The sequence below is a fragment of the Myxococcus qinghaiensis genome, from assembly GCF_024198215.1.
Classification (GTDB): domain Bacteria; phylum Myxococcota; class Myxococcia; order Myxococcales; family Myxococcaceae; genus Myxococcus; species Myxococcus qinghaiensis.
The window spans coordinates 86,868-107,607 of the sequence record NZ_JAKCFA010000022.1; the positions used below are offsets into that span (position 1 = coordinate 86,868).

General features: G+C 67.7%; 19 protein-coding genes. 12 read left to right on the forward strand and 7 right to left on the reverse strand.

Going from position 1 to position 20,740, the window contains the following annotated elements:
* Positions 1-375: a hypothetical protein gene (locus LZ199_RS34060; protein ID WP_253997933.1), complete on the reverse strand. Its 375-nt coding sequence runs from the start codon at positions 373-375 to the stop codon at positions 1-3.
* Between the two features lie 783 nt (positions 376-1,158).
* Here LZ199_RS34060 and LZ199_RS34065 point away from each other — a divergent pair.
* From LZ199_RS34065 to LZ199_RS34075, 3 genes are all read left to right on the forward strand, one after another.
* The gene (locus LZ199_RS34065) at positions 1,159-3,906 is read left to right on the forward strand and encodes a chitobiase/beta-hexosaminidase C-terminal domain-containing protein (protein ID WP_253997934.1); all 2,748 of its coding nucleotides are present in this window, start codon (positions 1,159-1,161) and stop codon (positions 3,904-3,906) included.
* Between the two features lie 253 nt (positions 3,907-4,159).
* Positions 4,160-4,810, forward strand: coding sequence for a hypothetical protein (locus LZ199_RS34070; RefSeq protein ID WP_253997935.1), 651 nt, complete (start codon positions 4,160-4,162; stop codon positions 4,808-4,810).
* Positions 4,811-5,044: 234 nt separating this feature from the next.
* Entirely contained in the window at positions 5,045-5,710 is a 666-nt protein-coding gene (locus LZ199_RS34075) for a hypothetical protein (RefSeq protein ID WP_253997999.1), read from the forward strand.
* A 52-nt stretch (positions 5,711-5,762) separates the two neighbouring features.
* Here the strand turns inward: LZ199_RS34075 and LZ199_RS34080 are convergent, their stop codons facing one another.
* Positions 5,763-6,227, reverse strand: coding sequence for a hypothetical protein (locus LZ199_RS34080; protein WP_253997936.1), 465 nt, complete (start codon positions 6,225-6,227; stop codon positions 5,763-5,765).
* Between the two features lie 216 nt (positions 6,228-6,443).
* Between LZ199_RS34080 and LZ199_RS34085 the strand changes: the two genes are divergently transcribed.
* From LZ199_RS34085 to LZ199_RS34095, 3 genes are all read left to right on the forward strand, one after another.
* Positions 6,444-6,776 (forward strand): hypothetical protein, encoded by a 333-nt coding sequence (locus LZ199_RS34085; RefSeq protein WP_253997937.1) that lies wholly within the window; start codon positions 6,444-6,446, stop codon positions 6,774-6,776.
* A gap of 17 nt (positions 6,777-6,793) precedes the next feature.
* Positions 6,794-7,123, forward strand: coding sequence for a hypothetical protein (locus tag LZ199_RS34090; RefSeq protein ID WP_253997938.1), 330 nt, complete (start codon positions 6,794-6,796; stop codon positions 7,121-7,123).
* A 285-nt stretch (positions 7,124-7,408) separates the two neighbouring features.
* The gene (locus tag LZ199_RS34095) at positions 7,409-8,488 is read left to right on the forward strand and encodes a sensor histidine kinase (protein ID WP_253997939.1); all 1,080 of its coding nucleotides are present in this window, start codon (positions 7,409-7,411) and stop codon (positions 8,486-8,488) included.
* 57 nt (positions 8,489-8,545) lie between these two features.
* On the opposite strand, the gene LZ199_RS34100 is transcribed toward LZ199_RS34095, so the two are convergent.
* The 4 genes from LZ199_RS34100 to LZ199_RS34115 form a co-directional block, all read right to left on the reverse strand.
* Positions 8,546-9,991 (reverse strand): ice-binding family protein, encoded by a 1,446-nt coding sequence (locus tag LZ199_RS34100; RefSeq protein ID WP_253997940.1) that lies wholly within the window; start codon positions 9,989-9,991, stop codon positions 8,546-8,548.
* A gap of 239 nt (positions 9,992-10,230) precedes the next feature.
* Positions 10,231-10,938 (reverse strand): hypothetical protein, encoded by a 708-nt coding sequence (locus LZ199_RS34105; protein WP_253997941.1) that lies wholly within the window; start codon positions 10,936-10,938, stop codon positions 10,231-10,233.
* Positions 10,939-11,138: 200 nt separating this feature from the next.
* The gene (locus LZ199_RS34110; protein WP_253997942.1) at positions 11,139-11,621 is read right to left on the reverse strand and encodes a hypothetical protein; all 483 of its coding nucleotides are present in this window, start codon (positions 11,619-11,621) and stop codon (positions 11,139-11,141) included.
* 206 nt (positions 11,622-11,827) lie between these two features.
* Complete coding sequence (locus tag LZ199_RS34115; RefSeq protein ID WP_253997943.1) at positions 11,828-13,114, reverse strand: cytochrome P450; 1,287 nt, start codon at positions 13,112-13,114, stop codon at positions 11,828-11,830.
* Positions 13,115-13,307: 193 nt separating this feature from the next.
* On the opposite strand from LZ199_RS34115, the gene LZ199_RS34120 reads away from it, so the two are divergent.
* A complete protein-coding gene (locus tag LZ199_RS34120; RefSeq protein ID WP_253997944.1) occupies positions 13,308-14,690 on the forward strand; it encodes a DUF2314 domain-containing protein in 1,383 nt (460 codons plus the stop codon).
* Between the two features lie 628 nt (positions 14,691-15,318).
* On the opposite strand, the gene LZ199_RS34125 is transcribed toward LZ199_RS34120, so the two are convergent.
* Positions 15,319-15,714 (reverse strand): hypothetical protein, encoded by a 396-nt coding sequence (locus LZ199_RS34125; protein WP_253997945.1) that lies wholly within the window; start codon positions 15,712-15,714, stop codon positions 15,319-15,321.
* A gap of 76 nt (positions 15,715-15,790) precedes the next feature.
* Here LZ199_RS34125 and LZ199_RS34130 point away from each other — a divergent pair, with 76 nt between their 5' ends.
* From LZ199_RS34130 to xdhC, 5 genes are all read left to right on the forward strand, one after another.
* A complete protein-coding gene (locus LZ199_RS34130) occupies positions 15,791-16,336 on the forward strand; it encodes a hypothetical protein (protein ID WP_253997946.1) in 546 nt (181 codons plus the stop codon).
* A gap of 113 nt (positions 16,337-16,449) precedes the next feature.
* On the forward strand, positions 16,450-17,616 hold the full coding sequence (locus tag LZ199_RS34135; protein ID WP_253997947.1) for an acyl-CoA dehydrogenase family protein: 1,167 nt from the start codon (positions 16,450-16,452) through the stop codon (positions 17,614-17,616).
* A 96-nt stretch (positions 17,617-17,712) separates the two neighbouring features.
* On the forward strand, positions 17,713-18,345 hold the full coding sequence (nth, locus tag LZ199_RS34140; RefSeq protein ID WP_253997948.1) for an endonuclease III: 633 nt from the start codon (positions 17,713-17,715) through the stop codon (positions 18,343-18,345).
* Positions 18,346-18,435: 90 nt separating this feature from the next.
* On the forward strand, positions 18,436-19,758 hold the full coding sequence (locus tag LZ199_RS34145) for a DUF418 domain-containing protein (protein WP_253997949.1): 1,323 nt from the start codon (positions 18,436-18,438) through the stop codon (positions 19,756-19,758).
* Between the two features lie 147 nt (positions 19,759-19,905).
* Positions 19,906-20,739 carry a xanthine dehydrogenase accessory protein XdhC gene (gene xdhC / locus LZ199_RS34150; protein ID WP_253997950.1) on the forward strand — a complete coding sequence of 278 codons (834 nt, stop codon included), beginning with the start codon at positions 19,906-19,908 and terminating at the stop codon, positions 20,737-20,739.
* Position 20,740: the final 1 nt, after the last annotated feature.

Consider the following 20,740-nt stretch of genomic DNA (forward strand, 5'->3'; position numbering starts at 1 on the left):
TCAGGGGCTGACCGACGATTCGACCACCTGGAAAGCGCAATCGCAGTAGGGGCAGACACGCTTGTCTCCGGGACCTGCTCCGCCAAGGTCCTGAGGGGCGTTGCACGAAGGACAGCGGTGCGCGAGGGGCCGGGTGGACACCAGGACGAGGCCCGATGAAGAGAGTTTGAGCTCGCCCACCTCGCTGAGGGGAATGGGCTCGACGACGCCCGACTGAGGAATGGCGGGTGCCCACGCCGGGATGAAGGGGTGGACGACGTACACCCCCCTCTCGGGCGCGAAGACGAGATTGATTTTATCGCGGGCGATGAGATCCAGGATGAATCGCTCGGCGATCTGCTCCGACACCTCGCAGAAGCCGGCCACGTCCGCCACGGTGACCTCTCCCTTGGAGCGGATGAAATCAACCACCCGCCACTCTTCTCAGGGTCTGTGTGGTTTGGCTCTACCTCCCGGGAGGTAGACAGAGGCGATTGCCGCCTGCCCACGATGCCGAGCCGCCGGCTGGGGTTGCCGTCAGGGCCAATGGGCCATGCCGGCCAGCCTGGCCGCCAGTCATTGTTTCATACCGGAACAGGTCGTACGAGTTGATGCCGCCGTCGCAATTTCAGTCTCGAGCAGGGCACAATGGGCTCAAACAACGCCCAGCTCGTGGTCGATGGGGCTGTCGAGCTTGTTGGCGTTGAAGTCCACGGGACGGAGGATGACCCCGGTGAAGTCATCGCGGCCGAGGGCCGCGTATCACATACACGCCCATGGGCGAGGGCGTGTTGACCTGGGCAGCGGCCTGATCCTTCGCCCTCCCCTGTCCTTCAGCGCCCCGCGGCCCCGCTCGGCACCGGTGTGTCCAATCACGGGCCGCGGGGCCATGACCCAGCCTCCTCTGGACAGTCCTCTCGAAACAGAGCGCTTGTCCGTCCCTCACGAGCGGGACAGCACCCTGGGCGCCTATCGCTCACATGCGCTCATCTACGCAGACAGGATGACTTGAGGCGTCATTTCAGCGCGGGAGAGGCTTGCGGACCCCCTACGCACGGTGCGAGCGTACGCGCCGCGCTGGCTGGACGGTGGGGGCCGTCCCCTCGTACTCGTCGTCCCCCGGACCTTCCCGCACCCCGATTGCCCCGGCGCACGGTCAACGTGTGCCTTGGAGGTTAGATGTCCCTGACGCTGTCCTGGCCCCTGCGCCTCTGCGTGGTGTTTCTCTCGGCGCGGTTCGTCCTCGCGTGTAGTGGTGGTGAGTCACCCCCACCCAATCCCTCCGACCTTGCCCCACCCACGACACGCGTGACGCCCGCGGGAGGGGAGTTCACCACCCCTGTCGCGGTGACGTTGGTCTGTGATGACGGCGGTGGCAGCGGCTGCGCGGCCACGCACTACACGCTGGATGGCAGCGCGCCCACGCAGGCGTCGCCGCGCTACACCTCGCCCCTGTCCATCGCCCAGACCGCCACGCTGCGGTTCTTCTCCGTGGACCGGGTGGGCAACCCCGAGGCGGTGCAGCAGGCCCGCTACGTCGTGGACACGCAGGCGCCTCAGGTGGTCGCGACGCCCAGGAGCGGCAGCTTCGCCACGTCGCGCGCCGTCACGCTGACGTGTGACGACGGCGAGGGCAGCGGCTGCGTGGCCATCCACTACACCACCGACGGCGGCATTCCCTCACGGCAGTCCCCTGTCTACCAGGAGCCATTGTTGCTGACGGCCACCACCCTCGTGCGGTTCATCGCGGTGGACCGGATGGGCAATGTCTCCGAGGTGGTGTCGGAGGAATACACGCGGGACACGTCCGCGGAGGATTCTACCGCGCCCACGACGACCGCCGCTCCCGCGGGAGGCGTCTACCGGAGCGCTCAAGCCGTGGTCCTGTCCTGCGTGGACGATGCGGCGGGAAGCGGCTGCGCGGGCACCTATTACACGGTCGACGGCAGCGCGCCGACGACGTCGAGCCCCCGCTACACGGGGCCCATCACCGTGGCGGCCTCCACCACCTTGCGTTTCCTCTCCACGGACATCGCGGGCAACGTCGAGCTGGCGAAGACGGAACAGTACAACCTGGACACGACGCCGCCGGTGACCACCGCCACGCCCCTGGGGGGCGTCTACGATGACGCGGTCTCCGTGACGCTGACGTGCGGTGACAGTGGCTCGGGCTGCGCCGAGACGCGCTACACGCTGGATGGCTCGGCGCCGTCCGCGAGTTCGCCGCTGTATGCGGCGCCCATCCCCCTCACGGCCAGCCTGAGGGTGCGCTTCGCTTCCACGGACCTGGCTGGCAACGTGGAGCAGGTGAACCAGGAATCCTACGTCCTGCAGGCGTCCGCGCAGCTCCAGGCCGTGCGCGACGCGGCGAATGGCGCGGTGAACCTCGTCATCGATGGCGCCCGGATTACCTTTCTCAAGGAAGGCGTGGGCGACCTGACGAGAGACCCGGCGGGCTTCTTCCTCCAGGCGGAGCGGACCGGTCCGGCCCTCTTCGTGCCGGTGGACCCGTCGACGCTGTCCCCGGTGCCGCGAGTGGGAGACCGGGTGCGCGTCACCGTGAACGCGAAGAGCGTCGTCAATGGCCAGACGCGCGCGAGCATCTCCAGCTTCAGCGTGCTCGGCGGTGGGAGGCCGGTGGCGGAGTTCCTCCAGGATGTCAGCGACGTGAATGTCACCACCGGCGGGACTCAGCCTGTCCATGAGTCCGAGTACATCTCCATCACCGGCACCATCGGCATGCCCGGCTTCTCCGCCTCCGGCGCGGGGCATCTCGAGGCACCGTTCACGACGGTGGGCGTGCCCTCGGGGTCGGCGGCCGCGTCCTGGCTGCGGCTGCGCCTGGTGGAGCCCCTCCGCGACAGCCTGGCCCTCACGGCGGGTTGCTCGTTGACGGTGACGTCACCCCTCTGGGTGTTCATGCCCGATTCCCAGTCGCGTCCCACCCTCCAGCCGTCCGTATGGACGGCGAGCGACGTCACGGTGCACGGGTGCCCCGCGCCCCGGGTCATCGACGCGTCGACCCCGGACCGCAATACAGTGAGGGTGCGCTTCAGCCGCCCGCTCGACCCCGCATCGCTGGTGGCCAGTGGCAGCCAGTTCAGCATCCCGGGGCTGAGCGTCACGCAGGCCCAACTGGAGGACGACACCGAGGTCGTGCTGACCACCAGCAACCATTCGGCCTACCAGCCGTACACGCTGACGGTGGCGACCACGGTGCGGGACCGGCGCGGCGTCAGCCTCGATCCGACGGCCACCCAGGCCTCCTTCCGGGGCTTCGTGAGGCCGCCGGCCCGGCTGCTCCTGAGCGAAGTGGCACCCAACGTCGCCAATGAACGGGACCTGGTGGAGCTCTATGTCCTGGAGGCTGGCTCCACCGAGAATGCCACGCTGATGGAGGGGGACACGACGCTGGCGACGTTGCCGGATGCCCTGGTGGCCGCGGGGGACCTCATCGTCATCCACCTCAACCCGGACCGGGTGACGCCGGGGATGGATGCGCCGGCCTCCGAGACACTCGGCAAGACACAACATCCAGCGTCCAGCTACAGCACAAACTACGACAACGCCTGGGACTTCCACGGTGGAGCGATGGGCGTGGGAGTTGGCAACCGGACCCTGCGCATCCGGAATGTCTTCACTGTCACCCAGGACGGTGTGGCCGCGGTCCTGACCGCCGCCACCTTGGCGGGCTACCCGCCGCATCTCCAGGCACTTCAGGCCGAAGGGCAGTGGTCCCCGGCGAACTGTGGCGGCGTGCCATGCACGTATGAGTCCTCCCCCTCCGCCTTGAACGTCTCCGCCGAATGGACCGCGGCTTTCCTCTCGAGCCAGACAAACACGTTCCAGCGCCATGGCATCACGGACAGCAACACACGAGCGGACTGGACAAACACCGCCCCCTCGCTCGGCCAGCTCAATGACTAGCCTTCATGGGCGTCCATCAGCCTCATGAACCGCGAGATGTCTTGGGCTCAGGGACATGAACGCCGTGCAGCCAAGACATTGCACACGGCGCCACCCGGGCATGGATGACCCATGCCCGGGTTTCATTGGACGTCCCGCCGAGGTAGATGAGGACCGAGGTCCCGTCCCCCTGCTCCCCAGCAGCGCGAGAAGCGCTACAGTCTCCTGGCATTCATTGGAGCAACCGAGGCGAATCAAGGAGGCCTTCAACCCCATGCGCAACAAGGTACTCGTCTTGCTCGGGCTGGTGCTCGTCTGTGGCATCACAGCCTCGGTCCTCTGTCACAACCTCTGGGGGTACTACATCACGCCGCCGAGCGGCGCGAGCGTGATTGCCTCTTCACGTCGGCTGGAGGCTTTGACCCGTTTCAGGGTCGATCCCGGGGGAAAGGTGGAACGCGTTTCTGGACGCCCCATCATTCCGAGCGAATTCGTGGGGTGCACCCTGTTCGATTTCGATTCGCGGTGCATGAACGACAGGCTGATGGCCGCCGTATTGACGTTGCCTGGAGATACCGCCCGAGCTGAACCGTTGGAGTCTCTTCGTCATCAGATTGAGCGGACCTGTGGCGAATGGTCCACGGCCCGCTGGGGTGTCGCGATCTCGGTGCAGGATGCCGCGGGGCCGGCGCGCCTGATCAGCTGCACGGCCGGCGAAGTAACCAATGATCGCTACGCCCATCGGGAGGTCCTGTTCTCCGAAAGCGGGGAGCGGGAGGTGGCCTTCTTCTGGTACGAAGTTTCGGGGCTTGAGTTCCTCACGGTGACGTTTCTCTTCATCACGCTGATGTTCGTGAGTTGTGGCCTGCTCGCATGTGGTTGGGGCGCGTGGAAGCTGAGGAAACTTCTCGCCGAACCGACTTGAGCGTTGGCCGACGCGCGAGGGAGAGCTTCGGAGCCGAGCCTCAGAAGCGGACGCCTGGCAGCCCGAGGCACCTCGTCGGCGACCCCTGCTGCTCACATGTGGCCGGACGGCTGTACGGACAGGGAGCTGTATGTCATCTACTCTCCGGAGTCGCGCGGCGTCCTGGTGTTCGAACAGGACCATGCCCCGGGACTGCTGACGTCCAACTCGACAACGTTTCCCACGGGAGCCCCTGTGCTTCTCTTGAAGACCATCGCTGTCCTCGCGCTGCTTTCGTCCACCCCGGCCGCCACGGCCGCCAGGCCCGCGAGCAGCTCCGGCTGCATGACCACCAACATCGAGACCGCGCTCCGCCACCTCTTCGAGCGTTACCCTGACGGAGGGCCCCTGCGCATCGGTAGCGACTCCGGCGACCCGCTCCCCCCGGACTTCATCGCGAAGTCGCTGAAGGTCCGCGATGTGCCGAACGGCTACGCGACCTTCGAGAGCCCGGACGCCATCGCGAGCTTCGAGGCCGCCCTCTTCAAGAACCCGACGGGATATCACCTGGTCATCGTGGCGTCGGGTGGGTCGGTGAACGACTTCACCGTGTTCCGCTGCACCCTGGAGGGGCTGACTACAGATCCGTCCGCCTTGAAGATCTCCACCGAGGATGCCATCCGACTGTACGCGGACGCGGGGCTGCTCACCGCCGACGGAAAGGAGGGGACCGACAGGAAGACGCTCGAGGACTGGGCAGGGACCATCGTCACCCTGTCGCTGCCACGAAAGGGCAGGAGCATCGTCATCAAGGCGGATATCGAAGAGCCGCCCAGCATCTACGGAAAGAAGCTCGGAACGGTCGACTACGTGGACAGCAGATTCATCGTCAAATCACTCAAGAGCAAAGTCGCCCCTTGAGGCGCGTGGGCACGGCGACCGTCGCGGTGACGCTCAAGGGGGGGCCGGTTGGTCAGTAGCGGGTGTGGACCTGCCCCTGGAGCGTGGTGTCGTCCGCCTGGCTCCACTGGACAGTGAAGCTGAGCTGGCACGTGATTCCGGTCTTGTATGTGAAAGGGACCTGCTGGCCGCACTGGATTCCCTGGGCGGCCAGGACGAGTCGGCCGCTCCGGGCCGTGTCGGTCACCTGGATGCTCCACGTCCCCTCCGGCGGCGCGGCGACCTGGAAATAGCCCGAGATGCTGACCCATGCGGTGACCTTCTTCTCGGTGGTGAGAGCGCCCTCCCCTCCCACGATGGGGATGCTGAAGGGCATGTCGACGGTCCCACCGAGCACCATGGCGGCCTTTGTCTCATCGCCCTCCGCGTCGACGTGATTGGCGAGCAGCACCTGCTGTTCGGGCGTCAGCTTCAGCCGTGCAGCGGTGGCCTCGCCCATCGCCTGGAGGCCCGCATCCAGGGTCATGGAGTTCTTCATGGCGTCTTCCTCCCAGCAGAGTGAATGGCAACGTCGGGAAGTTCATTCCAAACATCCCCCGACATCGAGGAGGGTTCCTTGCCGCGCTGGCGCCGACTGTAAGGTGCTTCACAAGCGCCCGGTTCACCCAGCCACCGGCGCATGCGGGTCGCGGGCGTTGGTCCAAGCGGGCCCTGTCGATTTGCTCGCGAGAGCCGCTCCGCGTTAAGGGACGGCATGACCCGATTCGAAAGCAGTGTCCCGCGGTTCTCCCGTGCGTTGTTCGTCGCGCTGTGCGTCTTCGTGGCGGCCTGTGACGACTCGGACGACCCGACTTCGACTCCCATCGCCGAGGCGCGCGCGCAGGCGACGGGGACGCAGGCCACCATCGAGGGCTACGTCAGCGTCCAGCCCGGCGCGTTCGTCTCGGCCCTGGGCGACGAGGGCTTCGCGCTGCAGGACTCCACGGGCGGCGTCTACGTCAAGCTGGAGCAGAAGCAGTCGTTCAATCTGGCGCCCACGTCCGCGTCACCGGGACGCTCGACGAGCAGAACCAGCTGCGCATCCTGAAGGCCGAGCCCGAGGACGTGGAGCTGCTGAGCGGCTCCAAGGCCGTCTCGGCCAAGGACGTAACCACCGGCTCCGTCAACGAGTCCGTCGAAGGTCAGCTCATCGAGGTGACGGGCGACGTGACGCAGACGTTCCAGGACGATTCGCCCTACGGCTACAAGCTCTACGTGAATGACGGCTCGGGCGAGGTGCAGGTGTTCGTCCACGCCTCGGCCGGCTTCGACGCGAGCGCGCTGCAGGCGCTGAAGCTGGGAGACACCCTCACCGTGGTGGGGCTGGCCGCCCAGTACGAGACCACCTACGAGGTGGCGCCCCGGTCTCCCGCGGACCTGACCGTCTCGCCCTGAGTGACGCCTCCACGAGCGGCGTGGGCGCGTCCCTGGAGTTCGCAGCGACCGGTCGGCCGGTAGCGCCGCGGCTGGGCGTCTTCATCACCTTCAGAGATGGGCTGATGGCGGGCGAGCGATTCCGTCAGGTTTCGCGAGCCATTGCCGCCCTGGCTGGCCTCCTCAGAAGGTGCTGGGCCCCCTGGAGCCCCCCCGGGCGTGAAACGCTCACAAGGATACGTCTTTGCTCCCATTCCCTACACCGTGGTGTTCATCCTTGAGGGAGTGTCCTAACGAGGGACGGAAATGAGTCAAAAGCAACCTGAGCGCACCCAGACCGATGACAGCCTTCGCAGCGAGCGGGCGAGGACGGACCGAGAGCTGGAAAAGAAGCGGGCCTCCATCGAGGAGGACTCGGACGAGGTCCTGGCCCGCGCCAATGACCGCGCGGATGAGGTGCTCAAGTCAGCCCGCGCGAAGGCCGACACGGCAGGCCTGGGCTCCAGCGCGGCGCTCGAGGTCGAGCGGACAGCAGAGGACCGCGCCCTGGCCGAGGAGCGCACCACGAAGGCCGCTCAACTGACCAGCGAGCGCGACGAGCGGCGGCGAGCCCTCGCTGAGCTGCTCCGCTTCGAGCGTGAAGTGACCGACAAGGACCTGTTGCTCGAGCGCAGGGGAGCCGACGCCGCACTGGTCACCCGCGATGAATTTCTCGGGATGGTCAGCCATGACCTCCGCTCGTTGCTGGGTGGCATCGCGGTGAGCACGTCCTTCCTGTTGAAGGAGGCGCCCGACGACGACAGTGGCAAGAAGGTCGTGAAACGGGCCGAGGGCATCCAGCGCTTCACGGCGCGCATGAACCGCCTCCTCAGCGACCTGCTGGACGTCGTCAGCATCGAGGCCGGCCAGCTCCACGTGCGTCCCGCGCCTGACGACGCCACCCAAGTGCTGCGGGAGTCGGTCGACATCTTCCAACCCGCCGCCACGGCTCAAGGCATCTCGCTCTCCCTGGCCGGACCTCCCGGTCCGCTCCTCGCGAACTTCGACCACGAGCGCATCCTCCAGGTCCTCGCGAACCTGCTGAGCAACGCCCTGAAGTTCACGAAGGAAGGCGGCCGGATCGAGCTTCGCGCGGAAGCACAGGGCCCACAGTGCGAGATCTCCGTCACCGATACCGGCTCGGGAATTCCGCCGGACCAACTGGACACCGTCTTCGAGCGGTTCAGCCAGGTGAACAAGTTCGATCGCCGCGGGCACGGGCTCGGGTTGCACATCTCCAAGTGCATCGTCGAGGCGCATGGCGGGCGAATCTGGGTGGAGAGCGGCATCGGCACCGGCAGCACGTTCCGCTTCACGCTGCCCCTCGTGAAGCAGGAGCAGGGCTGAAACGCAATCGGGGGACGGGTCACCTGGACCCGTCCCCCGAAGTTCAGCGCCCCAGTGCTAGCGGGGAGGCTGCGTGACGGTGGCCTTCTGCAGGGCCACCTGCGTCTGCGACAGGATGCGGCCGTTCATCGTCGCGCCCGTCTCCAGCGTGACGTCGGTCTTGCAGAGCAGGACACCCTCGAAGTGCGAGCCGGCGCCCAACGTCGTCCGGCCGGCGACCTGCCAGAAGATGTTCTTCGCCTGCGCGCCGCCGCTCAGGGTGATGCGCTGGGCGGCGCTCACCGTCAGGTCTCCCGTGGTCTGGAAGATCCACACGTCATTCGCGCCGCCGGAAATCGTCACGTTCGTCGGCAGGGTCACCGTGCTCGTCCACTTGTAGAGCCCCGGCGCCAGGGTCCTCCCGCCGATGTCGCCCGTGCCCAGCTCGAGGAAGTCGGGCGTCGGCCGGCTGGCGGCGTCGGTGTAGGCGCCCTCCATGTTGCCCACCGCCGTGGTCAGGTTGGAGGGCGTCGGCACCGCGTAGTTGGCGGCATAGGCCCTGCCGACAAGCTGCGGGGAGGTGGCGAAGATGTTCGTGGCGTCCGCGACCAGCGAGAAGCCCGTGAGGTAGCTCGCGGCGGCCGGGCCGAGCCCGATGTCGCCCGTCACCGAGGAAGCAGGAACCGTCGAGACGCCCGTCTTGGCCAGGATGGCGTAATTGGCGGCCGTCCCCAGCGACACCGGCATGGGCCCCAGCGCGGCCGAGGCGCCCGTCGTGAAGCTCCACGTGAAGGCGGCCTCCAGGCGATTGCCATTCAGGTCCTTGACGTCCGTGCTCACCGAGGCCGTGAGGATGGCACTGGAGGCCAGCGCGCTCCCGGGGGTGAACGTCGCGGTGGTACCGGGGCCGTAGACCACGGTGCCAGTCACCGGCGTGGCGCCCTGCCGGACGGTGAAGGTGGTGGAGGTGAGGGTGAGCGGGTCCATCGCCTCGTTGAAGCTCACCGTGACCTTCCGGTTGGTGGCCACACCGGCGCTCTCGGCGGCGGGGGTCGTCGAGCTGACCTGGGGCGGGAGGGTGTCCGCCGCCACGCCCGTCGTGAAGCTCCAGGAGCGGGCCGCCGCGAGGCTCGTACCTTCCGCGGACTTCGCTCCGGTGGTGACGGTGGCGGTGTAGACGCTGCTCGCGGTCAGGCTGCTGGAGGGCGTGAAGGTCGCCGTCCTTCCATCGGCGCTGGTCGCCACCGTTCCCGTGACGGCGGTCGTCCCCTGCTTCAGCGTGAAGGTCGTCCCGGTGAGGGCGTCCATGGCCAGGTCGAAGGAGGCGGAGAGCGTGGCGTTGAGCGGCACGCTGGTGGCGCCGTCCACGGGGGTGGTCGCGGTGAGTGTCGGCGCTGGCGTCGGCTCGGGGTCATCCGTCCCCCCGCAGGCGGTGATGGCGAGCGTCAGCAGGGCGAGGCCCAGCCGGGTCGCGAGGGTGCTTTGGATGGACGGGTGGCGTGAAGTGAAGGGAAAGAAAGTCAAGAAGGCTCCGAGGGGGGACCCACCTGGACGAAGCGCAGCGATGCGCTTCCAGTCCAGGGTGGTTCGTGGGGGATGAATCCTTTGCCCCGAGCGAGTCTCGCCAGGGAAGGTTCTGCTACCAACCTAAGACAGGAATTGCCCACGTCAAGGCAGCGGGGTGAGCAATTCGAGAGGTCAGCAGCGACAATGACTCCTCCCACGAAGCCGTGATGCGACGTGGTGCCGAGAAAGCCGGTGCGTCAGTTCGCGGTGGCGGCCTGGGCGGACGGCGCGCGGCACAGCTCCAGGAGCTTCTTCTTCTCGACGGCCGAGGCGCTCGCCCAGTCCGGATGCTCCGAGGCGACGCAGGTCGGCTGGGAGGGGGCCTCGGGCGGAGCCTCCGGCCTGGCGATCAACGCACCAGGGCCGCTGGTCTGCCCCAACTCCAGCTCCAGCAGCATGCCGCGGATGGCCTCCGCCTCCTCCTTCCCGGTCATCTGGTGCCGGCCATTCCAGAGCGAGTCGACGACGACATTCTCGTCGCAGCTCGGCACCCAGGCGGGAGGGGCGTCACTGCACACCGCGTGGCCATCCATGGTGGGCTTGCCAATCAAGTCCATCCGGGTGACGCCGTCCTCGCGTGGCGTCAGCAGCACGAAGAACACGGACCCCACCGTTTTCGTGGTGCCGCTGACGATGTCGCTCCCCGACACCGTGGTCATCGCCGTGCGCTGTCCCTTGAAGACGTAGACGAGGCTCCCGTCCCTGCGTACCTGCTTCTCCGTCACCGGGAAGCCGCGCTTGCTCATCAACTCCGTGAGGCGTCGCGCGGCGTCGTCCGTGCCTCCTTGGAGGAGTGCCTCGGACTCCTTCGCATCCAGGAATGAGCGACTGCTGGTCCGAATGCTGGAGATGCAGCCGCTGCCCAGAATCACCATGCCCGCCAGGGCCCATGCTTGGATTTTCATGGGAAGACGCCCTAGCATTTGCCATTCCAGCCCCGTCGCTCGTCAGGCTTTCGAGCGGAGGGGGCCCCGGCACCGCATCCACACCCCGCGTGTCTGAGGTCAGACCTTGCGGCGGGCTGGTGCGTGGATGCGGATTCCGCAGGTTTTGCGGAATTCGCACTGCCATTTCTTCCACGCGGGTGTCTCCACCCGCGTCCAGCTCAGGGCTCGGCGAAGCCTTCGCGCACCCACGCGTTGGCGGCGTCTCTGTTGAACTTGAAGTTCATGGGCACGCGATGCTTCGCGACGGTCGCGCCCGCGTCGTCGGTGGCCGAGAGCAGCGCGTGGGGATCATACTCATCGGCCACGAGCTCGAGCCGGACTTCGTACCAGCGGCCCTCCCAGGCGATGGAGAGCTTCTTGGTCATCGCCTGGTCGTGCTGTCGCGCGGAGCGGTCGAGGACCTCCGAGGCCGTCTTCACGAAGGTCGCGAACGCGGGTGCATCGAAGGGCTTGGGGTTCTTCTTGTCGCGGCCCATCACCCACGGACTGATGAGGACGGGCTCGGGGATCCCCTGCTTGCGGATCTCCACGGCCCAGCCGTCATCCTCCTCGTTCTTGATGACCCGGGCCGACCAGCCATTCTTCCGCCAGAACGTGGGCTCCATCACTTCAGGCTCAGCAGGTGTGCTCTCGGCGCTCATGGGGATTCGTCATACCTCCGATGGCCATTTGCCAGAGCAGAGAATGAGTCTTCCCCCGCACCATGGAAGTCGACCGGGCGCTCGACCTCCTCGCGGCCGAGCGCTCCTCGCAACGATGCTCGCTCGACGGGAGGCTGCGGGATTCGAGCCGCCGGCTGCGTCCGGAGCGCTTGCTCCCGCTTGATTTCCGTAGGAGTTCCAGTCGCTTACGTTGCTTCCGGCTCCGTACCGCCAGCCGGGGTCGCGTGGACATCCCACGCGACCTCCAGGCTCTCGTGCCTCCTGACGGTGACGCTCCTCAAGAAGCCCGGCGTCTGCCCTGGCACGAGCCGGAGCCCCGGGAGACTCCGGAGCAGGGCCTCCAGCGCCAGACGTGCCTCAAGCCTTGCGAGCGGCGCTCCAATGCAGAAATGGAGCCCCTGCCCGAAGGCGAGGTGCTTCTTGACGTCGGGCCGCCGGACGTCGAAGCGCTCCGGCTCGTGGAACCGGGCCTCGTCGCGGTTGGCCGACGCGTAGACGATTCGGATGTGGGCTCCCTTGGGAATGGGAACGCCCCCCAGCTCCACCGCCTCCAGCGCGGTCCGGAACATGGCATGCACGGGGGAGCTCATCCGCACCGCCTCTTCGACGGCGCCCGCGATGAGGCCCGGGTCGTCCCGAAGGGCCCGCAGCTGCTCCGGATGCTCCAGCAGGAGCTCCACCGCTCCCACGATGAGGCCCGCGGTCGTCTCGTGCCCCGCGAAGTGCACCTGCATCAGCATGCTCACGAGCTCCGCCATGCTCATGGGCGGCGTCATCCCCTGAGAGCCGGTGACGATGTCGCTCAGCAGGTCCTCCCGGGGAGACGTCTTTCGCTCCTCGAGCGCCGCGGCGAGGTAGCGCTGGAAGTCGACCACGCCTCGCGCGCAGGCGACCTGGTGCTCGATGGGGCCATGCGCCGCGAGGACCGTGGTCAGCTCGTCGGACCAGCGCCGGAACCTGTGGATGTCCGAGCGAGGGATGCCGAGAATCTCCGCGATGATGCTGGCCGACAGCGGATGGGCGAACCGGAGGAACAGGTCCACCCTCCCCTCCTTCCGGAAGGAGTCGATGAGTTCGTCCACGAGGGCGCGGATGAAGGGTTCCTTCTCCGCGAGGCGCCGCCCGGTGAAGGCCTTGCTGACGAGGCTCCGGAAGCGCGAATGCGCTGGCGGATCATTGTCGACGAGGCTGGGGACCAGGGGGTAGCCGTCCATCAGCGCGGCAACCACCTCCGGAGGCGTCGTCGCGGCGCCCACGGTGATGGACTCGGCCGACGAGAAGCGCGCGGTATCGGCGACCACGGCGCTGATGTCTTCATGGCGCGTCACCACCCACGCCCCCAGCGCCGGGCTGAAGAACACCGGCTCCTCCCTCCGTGCCCGCGCGAGGAACGGGTGGGGATTCTCGAGATGGGGAGAGTCGAGCGGGCGGTACTCGGACCCGAGTCCTGAAGCGGCGCTGTCCTTGAACATGCGTGCTGACCTCACTCAAAGGTTCGTCGGGTGTTCAGTGCGGAGGGGCGGCCACGCGAATCCTAACAGGCCCGCAAGGCGCTCCCGCGTCCCGACGCGACATGACGAGGCGGGACTGGAGCGGCGCCGCCTGTCGCCTCCGGGTGGTAGGTTGTCGTCACCTACCTTCTTCGAACAGGGCGTGAGGATGAGCATGCGCGGTGTGACCGCCAGGCGGTTGGGATTCTGGGGCGTGGTGGTCTGTGCGCTCGTGCTCTCGGGCTGTGCCACCCGGGCGGCGACGCCCCGGCCCATTCCCCCGCTGCTGCCTCCAGGCCCGCTCTTCTCCCCGCGCGCCACGTTTCGCTTCGCCGTCATCCACACGCCGAAGCCCGGCATCCCCGTGCTCCCGAAGGTGGAGGAGCTGTTGCGCGAGCGCTTCACAGTGCTGCGGCTCGCCGGGGAGGGTCCGGAGGCCACGCCCCTGCCCACCGTGCGCGCCTCGGAGCGGGCCCTGAAGGACCATCCTCTTCCCGAGCAGGGGATGCTGGAGATCGCCGCGCGCGGCCTCTCTCCCCAGGAACAGGCGCAGCTCGCGGCCTCCGAGCGCGTCACCGTCCTGGAGTTCACCACCGAGCCCCCGGCGTTCGAGGCGGTGCGGCAGGCGCATGAGCTGGCGCTGGAGCTGGCCCGCACCAGCGGCGGGCTGCTGTGGGACGAGCATGCCGGGGAGTTCTTCTCCGTGGAGGGCTGGCACGAGCGCCGGCTCGAAGACTGGGAGGGCGGCGAGCCGATGCTGGCACGCCACTTCAACACCCGTGTCTACTCGGAATGGGACGGCACCGCGCGGCTCATGACCACGGGCCTGGGCACCTTCGGCCTCCCGGACCTGGGCGTGCAGCAGGTCCCAGCGCCGCTCGCGCACACGGTGGGCACGTTCATGAACCTCGTTGCCCAGCTCATGCTCGAAGGCACCGCCGTCCGCAAGGATGGGGCCTTCCCCATCACCGTGGACGCGCTGAAGCTCGCCTCCTATCGCAAGGCCCTGCTGGAGCAGGTGCCGCCCGAGGCGCCTCGGCGCACCTTGATTGGCCTGCTCCCCGTGGACCCGAGCGACGTGGAGGGTGAGAACCGGCTGCTGGAAATCATCTTCAAGGCAAAGCCCGGCGACAACCCTTCGGAGCGCCCCTATGCCGCCATCGCCGAGGTCTTCGGCACGCAAGCCGAGATTGTCCATGTCGAGGAGGACCCGGAGCTGCTGGCCGCGAGCCGCCGCGCCGTGGAGACCTTGCTCACGCGCGTCAAGCCGCGCTTCCAGGAAGGACTGGAGCTGGAGTCGAAGCTGCTCGTGAAGTCCCGCTTCACCACCCATGACGGGGGCATCGAGTGGATGTGGGTCCACGTCACGCGGTGGGAGGGCAACGCGCTCCAGGGCGTGTTGAACAGCGAGCCGGAGGCCGTGCCGGGACTGAAGGCGGGCTCGCCCGTGACGGTGGGAGAGGACTCGCTCTTCGACTACATCCTGGAGCGGGAGGGGGGCACCGAGGGCAACGAGACGCAGCGCCTCCTCCTCGAGCGCGCGGGCAAGGCGCATTGAGTGGGAGGAGGCGGCCTCGCCACTCGCCCACGCTCAAACAGACAACAGACACGATATGTTCGAGAACGTGCGGCCTCTCAGCTCCCCAGACAGGCACCTGGTTCGTGAGGGTCCAGGCCTATTCCCACTTCAATGGCGCCTCGCGGGTGATGACCTGGGAGTGACGACCGCATCTCCCGGCCCCTCGCGCAGAGGCGAAGGACTCAACCCACCCCAGCGCCTGCCCTGGACCCATGAGAGGAGGGCGGTATTCGGCTCGATAGGGCTCGTAGAACCGCTCTGGATGAGGATGCGCTCCTTCAGGCGCCGGGGTCCCCGTGAAATCCCAGTGAGCACCGACGTGTAGAACGAAGAGGGCCTGCCAGCGCTCCTCCTCCCTGAGCTGCTCCGGAGTCAGTCGGTACAGCACCCACCGCCGCGTCTCGTCGTGCGCGGCGATGCGATCTGGTTCCGCGACGACATAGAAGCATCGCTCGCCACGGTACTCAGCCATACCCTCGAGGGGGCCATCCCAGTAATCGGAGACCCAGAGAAGCTTCACCTCCTCCGTGCGGAGCTGGGGAAGTTTCGTCAGGTCAAGGTCGTGAGGATGTTTCGTCATGCGCTGTGACTCATGACTCCAGCAACCTCACGTCTCGAGTCTCCGCCGTGCACCGAAGACGGCGGGGCGGCCCGCGAGCAGGAGGCCCAGGATCGCGGCTGCGCCCGCTGCATGAATCCCCCCTAGCCAGACTGGCGGCATCCACATCGCGCCCGCGCCCACGATGAAGGCCAGGGTCGCGAGGGCCGCCGACAGGCGCCAGGCCCAGAGTCTGCGGCGGAACAGGAACCCAGCCGCGACGGCCACCACGACTCCGTGGGCCAGCAGCGCCGTGGACAGCAGCGCGGACATCTCGGCGGCCATGAGTCCCGTCAGCAGCAGGTAGGGGACCACCAGGGCCTGCATGATGGCCGCACCGGTGATGAAACCGCCTCCGCGATGGGAGACCTGGGGGGGCGATTCACTCGCGACCGCTTCGCTCATGGGGCAAGACGGTAGCTCGACTGTCCATCCCCGATGAAACTTCCTCGGGGTCCGAGCGTTGCAACTCCAGCCCACCATGTCCCCACGTCTCCTCCCTGCCCTCCTCCTCGTCCTCCTCCCCTTCGCGTCGCGGGCACAGGTCTCCTTCCCCAAGGACGAGATCTGGCTCACCGTCGGCCCGCTCGTGAGCCTCACCGACCTCACGGACCGACCCCGCTTCGGTCTGGGGCTGGAGACCACCCTCAACTGGTTGGACGACGTCCACACCCTTGGGGTCTTCGCCCAGGCCCAGTGGATGACCCAGGGGCATGCCCGCCTCGCTGGCGGCGTCCAGGGCACCCTCGTCTTCGGCGGACTGGAGCTGGGCGTCTACCACCACACGGGAACCCGGGAGCACCTGCCCACCACGGGGCTGCAGCTCACCCCTTTCCTCACGGGGATCTACGCGTCCCTGGGCCTGCGCATCGGCATCCCCCTGAGCGACAAGGGCGGAGGGCTCGGCCCGGATGGAGCCCCCGGCAGGGTCCGACGGGGCCGTGAGGTGGGACTCGTCCTGACGGGAAAGCTCCCCTTCGAGCTGAGCGACCACAGCACCTACGAGCCGTCCTATCCCTGGAACTAGGACGCCCCCCTAAACAAGCAGTCGCGCTTGCTTTCTCTGGGATGGGGGATGGAGACTCGGGGCCCACCGGCGTGGGAGGTGTGTTGGACGCTCCCACGCCACCGAGGAAGTCCATGCCGCAGACCCAGGAACACCGCGCCATCCGTCAGACGGTCCGCAAGTTCGTCGAGCAGGAGCTGAACCCGCACGTGGACGCCTGGGAGGCCGCGGAGATCTTCCCAGCGAGAGAGGTGTTCAAGAAGCTCGGTGAGCTGGGGCTGCTCGGCATCACCAAGCCCACGGAGTTCGGCGGGCTGGGGCTGGATGCGTCGTTCTCGGTCGCCTTCGCGGAGGAGCTCGGCCACTGCACCTGCGGCGCACTGCCGATGGCGATTGGGGTCGTCACCGACATGGCCACTCCCGCGCTCGCCCGCTTCGGGAGCGACGCGCTGCGCCAGGAGTTCCTCGCGCCCACGCTCGCCGGGGACCGCGTGTGCTCCATCGCGGTGAGCGAGGCCGGGGCGGGCTCCGACGTGGCGAGCGTGACGACCACCGCGCGCCGGGACGGCGACGACTACGTCATCGACGGCGGCAAGATGTGGATTACCAACGGCATGCAGGCCGACTGGATCTGCCTGCTCGCCAACACGGGCGACGGCCCGGCGCACGCGAACAAGTCGCTCATCATCGTGCCCATGGACCGTCCGGGCATCACCCGCTCGAAGATTCGCAAGCTGGGCATGTGGGCGTCAGACACCGCGCAGCTCTTCTTCGACGGCGTGCGCGTGCCGGCGCGCTTCCGTATCGGCGAGGAGGGGCGCGGCTTCGCGATGCAGATGCAGCAGTTCCAGGAGGAGCGGCTCTTCGTGTCGGCGAGCAACCTGGTCACCTTCGACCGGCTCATCGCGCAGACGGCCGAGTACGCGCGCCAGCGCAAGGCCTTCGGACAGTCGATTCTGGACAACCAGTCGGTGCACTTCCGGCTCGCGGAGCTGCAGACGGAGGTCGAGGCGCTGCGCGCGCTCATCTACCGGACGGTGGACCTGTACATCGAGAACAAGGACGACCCGGAGGTGGTGAAGCTCGCTTCCATGTGCAAGCTCAAGTCGGGCCGGCTCGCTCGCGAGCTGGTCGACGGCTGCCTCCAGTACTGGGGAGGAATGGGCTTCACCTGGGACAACCCGCTGGCGCGCGCGTATCGCGACTTGCGCCTGGGCTCCATCGGTGGCGGCGCCGACGAGGTGATGCTCGGAATCATCTCCAAGTCCATGGGCACCCTGCCTCGCAAGTCGCGCGGCTGAGCTGACCGCCTGGGGGGACCACCTGGGCGTGCACCGCGCCACCGCGCCCGGGCCCGTGTCTGTCAGACATCCCAGGTAGGATGCCCTCCACACCCCATGAAACCCGCTGAGAAAGCCGCCCTCCTCCTCGAGCGCCTGCGTGAGAAGCACCCCGACGCGCGCTACGAGCTCAACTGGTCCACGCCGTTCGAGCTGCTCGTCGCCACCATCCTCGCCGCGCAGTGCACCGACGAGCGTGTCAACCGCGTCACCGCCACCGTGTTCCCCAAGTACCCCGGCCCCCAAGCCTTCGCGGACGCCGACACCGCGGCGCTGGAGGAAGACCTCAAGCCCACCGGGTTCTTCAAGCAGAAGACCAAGTCCGTCCAGGCCATGAGCCGCGCGCTGCTCGCGGACTTCGGCGGCGAGGTGCCCCGCACCGTGGACGAATTGGTGACGCTGCCCGGCGTGGCGCGCAAGACGGCCAACGTGGTCCTCAACACCGCCTTCAACCTGGCGTCCGGCATCATCGTCGACACCCACGTCGCCCGCGTCAGCCAGCGACTCGGGCTGACGAAGCACGACAAGCCGGAGGCGATTGAAGAGGACCTGATGAAGCTGGTGCCCCAGGATGCGTGGACCTTCTTCGGCCCCGCCACCGTCCTGCATGGCCGCTACACCTGCACCGCCAAGAAGCCCCAGTGCGACGAGTGCATCGTGAAGGATGTCTGCCCACGCATCGGCGTGTAGACCCACCTGCTCCTCGGGAAGGGCCCTCAATCCACCGCTGCCGTGGAATACCGGCAATGAAACGGGGGTTCGGACGTTCTTTCACGAGCCATGACTCCTGCACCATCCGCGGTGACCACCCCGGAGGCACGTCCGGTCGACTCGGGCGAGCGTCTGGTGTTGCTCGACACGCTGCGCGGCTTCGCGCTGTGCGGCGTGTTCATCTCCAATACCTTCATGTGGTTCAGCGGACGGGCCTTCATCCCCCGCGAGCAGTTGGAGGCGCTGTTCGCAAATGGGACGCTGCTCGACAAGATTCTGCTGCCCGTCGTCACGACGCTGGTGAGCGGGCGGTTCATCACCATCTTCTCGTTCCTCTTCGGATTGGGCTTCGCGGTGCAGCTGGGGCGGGCGGAGGCGCGGGGCTCGCCGATTTCACGCGTGTATGTCCGCCGGCTCGCGGTGATGCTCCTCTTGGGGCTCACCCACCTGACGCTCATCTGGTACGGAGACATCCTCAGCAACTACGCCCTGATTGGCTTCTCGCTGCTGTGGTTCCGGCGTCGGGAGGACCGGACGATTCTCAAGGTGGCGGCGGTGCTGCTCTTCGCGTGGCCCATCGTCAGCGCGATTCTCTTCAAGCTGCCGCACTTGATGGCCGCCTCGCCGGAGGCCGCCGCCGAGCTGACAAAGGTGGAGATGGAGCGCTCCGCGGCCCTCAAGGCGGACACCCTGTCGGTCTTCCAGAACGGGAACTGGTGGGCGGTGGCGAAGGCCGGCCTGTACTTCTGGCGGCGCGAGTTCCTGCTGATGATGAGCGTCAACGCACTGGCGCTGCTGGGCCGCTTCCTCCTGGGCTTCTATGCGGGCCGCAAGCGCCTGTTCCATGACGCGCCCCAGCATCTGGCCTTCTTCCGCCGCCTGTTCTTCTGGGGACTGGGGCTCGGGTTGCTCGGCAGCAGCGTGGGCGTGGTGCTCCAGCAGCTCGTGCTGCGCAAGGTCATCACCCCGGAGACGCTGCCGGTGTGGGTGCCCATGGCGCTGGCTCCGGTGCGGGCTTTGGGCGAGCTGGGCATGGCGGCCACGTACGTGTCGGGCATCACCCTGCTCTTCCAGCGCGCGACGTGGCAGCGAATCCTGTCCGTGCTCGCGCCGGTGGGGCGCATGGCGCTGACGAACTACCTGAGCCAGTCCGTCATCAGCATCCTCGTGTTCTACGGCTACGGCCTGGGGCTGGTCGCGAAGCTGACGCCCAGCCTGTCCATCCTGTACTGCCTGGGGGTCTTCTCCGTCCAAATCGTGGTGAGCCACCTGTGGCTCGCGCGCTTCCGCTTCGGGCCCATGGAGTGGGTGTGGCGCTCGCTGACGTACGGCAAGGCCCAGCCCATGCGCCGGAGCCCCGAGGCGGCTGGCGAGGCGGTGGCGACGAGCTGAGCGCCTGACGGGGGCGTCCTCCCTGGGGGCGGAGGCCCCTGGCGCACCTGGAGGGGGTGGCTTGGACACCGAGCCGCCGTCCAGCCCTCGGACTCCAGGACGGGACATCCCCCGGCGGACTCCGGGTGTGGCAGACTCACAGGGACCATGTGGGATTGGGTCCGCCAGCTGGGCGAGTGGGCGCGCGAGGATGCGCCCTTCGCCGTGGCCACCGTTACAGCGTGTCAGGGAAGCACCCCCGCCGAGCCCGGCGCGAAGCTGCTGGTGCGTGGGGACGGCGCGTTTCACGGCACGGTGGGCGGCGGACACCTGGAGCAGCTCGTGCTCGCGGACGCGCGGGGCTGTCTGGAGCGCGGCGAATCCCGCACCTATCGATATCCGCTGGGCGCGAAGCTCGGCCAGTGCTGTGGGGGCGTGGTGGACGTCTTCGTGGAGCCCGTCAACCACGGGCCTCGCCTGTACCTCTTCGGCGCCGGGCACGTGGGCCAGGCGGTGTGCCGCATCCTGGAGGGGACGCCCTTCCGGGTGCACCTGGTGGACGAGCGCCCCGAGTGGCTCCATGGCGAGCGCGTGCCCTCGGCGGTGACGCGCCACGAGGAGTCCTGGGAGGACTTCGTGGCGGGGGCCGTGTGGGACGCGCGCCGGACGTACGTCGCGGTGATGACGCACCGGCATGACCTGGACCAGGACATCATCGCGGCGGCGCTGGAGAAGCCCGCGCGGTACATCGGCCTCATCGGCAGCAAGACGAAGTGGGCGCGCTTCCGGCAGCGACTGGAAGCGCGAGGCGTGCCCGCGACGCTGCTGAGCCGGGTGCAGTGCCCCATGGGGTTGGAGCTGGGGGGGAAGTCGCCCCAGGAGGTCGCGGTGAGCATCGCCGCGGGGCTGCTCCAGCTTCACCACCAACCTTTCGTAGAAACCCGCCCCGAGCCATCCGCCTCGGAGCCGCCCCGCCTGCGCGGGGTTTCGTCTGGAGAATGAG

Excerpts from the sequence above, each read along its gene's own strand:
- LZ199_RS34065 (WP_253997934.1), top strand. The coding sequence starts at position 1,159 with ATGTCCCTGACGCTGTCCTGGCCCCTGCGCCTCTGCGTGGTGTTTCTC.
- LZ199_RS34070 (WP_253997935.1), top strand. The coding sequence starts at position 4,160 with ATGCGCAACAAGGTACTCGTCTTGCTCGGGCTGGTGCTCGTCTGTGGC.
- LZ199_RS34080 (WP_253997936.1), bottom strand. The coding sequence starts at position 6,227 with ATGAAGAACTCCATGACCCTGGATGCGGGCCTCCAGGCGATGGGCGAG.
- LZ199_RS34085 (WP_253997937.1), top strand. The coding sequence starts at position 6,444 with ATGACCCGATTCGAAAGCAGTGTCCCGCGGTTCTCCCGTGCGTTGTTC.
- LZ199_RS34095 (WP_253997939.1), top strand. The coding sequence starts at position 7,409 with ATGAGTCAAAAGCAACCTGAGCGCACCCAGACCGATGACAGCCTTCGC.
- LZ199_RS34105 (WP_253997941.1), bottom strand. The coding sequence starts at position 10,938 with ATGAAAATCCAAGCATGGGCCCTGGCGGGCATGGTGATTCTGGGCAGC.
- LZ199_RS34110 (WP_253997942.1), bottom strand. The coding sequence starts at position 11,621 with ATGAGCGCCGAGAGCACACCTGCTGAGCCTGAAGTGATGGAGCCCACG.
- LZ199_RS34115 (WP_253997943.1), bottom strand. The coding sequence starts at position 13,114 with ATGTTCAAGGACAGCGCCGCTTCAGGACTCGGGTCCGAGTACCGCCCG.
- LZ199_RS34120 (WP_253997944.1), top strand. The coding sequence starts at position 13,308 with ATGCGCGGTGTGACCGCCAGGCGGTTGGGATTCTGGGGCGTGGTGGTC.
- LZ199_RS34125 (WP_253997945.1), bottom strand. The coding sequence starts at position 15,714 with ATGAGCGAAGCGGTCGCGAGTGAATCGCCCCCCCAGGTCTCCCATCGC.
- LZ199_RS34130 (WP_253997946.1), top strand. The coding sequence starts at position 15,791 with ATGTCCCCACGTCTCCTCCCTGCCCTCCTCCTCGTCCTCCTCCCCTTC.
- LZ199_RS34135 (WP_253997947.1), top strand. The coding sequence starts at position 16,450 with ATGCCGCAGACCCAGGAACACCGCGCCATCCGTCAGACGGTCCGCAAG.
- nth (WP_253997948.1), top strand. The coding sequence starts at position 17,713 with ATGAAACCCGCTGAGAAAGCCGCCCTCCTCCTCGAGCGCCTGCGTGAG.
- LZ199_RS34145 (WP_253997949.1), top strand. The coding sequence starts at position 18,436 with ATGACTCCTGCACCATCCGCGGTGACCACCCCGGAGGCACGTCCGGTC.
- xdhC (WP_253997950.1), top strand. The coding sequence starts at position 19,906 with ATGTGGGATTGGGTCCGCCAGCTGGGCGAGTGGGCGCGCGAGGATGCG.